Annotated in this window: 1 protein-coding gene; it reads left to right on the plus strand. The window is 67.2% G+C overall.

The genetic code is table 11. The features are described from left to right. On the plus strand, positions 1-933 hold a 933-nt coding region (locus IEY61_RS30900; RefSeq protein ID WP_189050886.1), incomplete at both ends, for a beta-ketoacyl synthase N-terminal-like domain-containing protein.

Genomic DNA, 933 nt, shown 5'->3' on the forward strand with positions numbered 1-933 from the left:
GCTTCTTCGGGATCAGTCCGCGTGAGGCGCTGGCCATGGACCCGCAGCAGAGGATCCTCCTGGAAACAGCCTGGGAGACCATCGAACGCGCCGGCATCGACGCCACCACACTGCGCGGCTCGGCCACCGGCGTCTTCGTCGGCATGATGGCCTCGGACTACGGTCCACGACTGGACCAACCCGTCAACAACACCGACGGACACCTACTCACCGGCTCACAGATCAGCGTCGCCTCCGGCCGCATCGCGTACACCTTCGGATTCACCGGACCCGCGATGACCATCGACACCGCCTGCTCCTCCTCCCTGGTCGCCATCCACCTCGCAGTCCAGGCACTACGACGCGGCGAATGCACCGCAGCACTGGCCGGCGGCGTCACCGTGATGTCCCGGCCCGGGACGTTCGTCGAGTTCAGCCGGCAGCACGGGCTGGCCGTCGATGGCAGGTGCAAGTCGTTCTCGGACAAGGCCGACGGGACCGCCTTCGCCGAGGGAGCCGGTCTGCTGCTGCTCGAACGGCTCTCCGACGCACAACGACTCGGCCACCCCATCCTCGCCGTCATCCGCGGCTCCGCAATCAACCAGGACGGCGCCAGCAACGGCCTCACCGCCCCCAACGGCACCGCCCAACAAGCCGTCATCCGACAAGCACTCACCAACTCCCACCTCACCAACACCGACATCGACGCCGTCGAAGCACACGGCACCGGCACCCGACTCGGCGACCCCATCGAAGCCCAAGCACTCATCGCCACCTACGGCCACCAACGCACCCCCCACCAACCACTCTGGCTCGGCTCGGTCAAGTCGAACATCGGCCACACCCAAGCCGCCGCCGGAGTAGCCGGCGTCATCAAAATGATCATGGCCATCCGCCACGGCCAACTACCCGCCACACTGCACGCAGCCGAGCCCTCGCCGCATGTGGACTGGG

The sequence above is a fragment of the Micromonospora sonchi genome, from assembly GCF_014646235.1.
In the GTDB taxonomy this organism is placed as follows: domain Bacteria; phylum Actinomycetota; class Actinomycetes; order Mycobacteriales; family Micromonosporaceae; genus Micromonospora; species Micromonospora sonchi.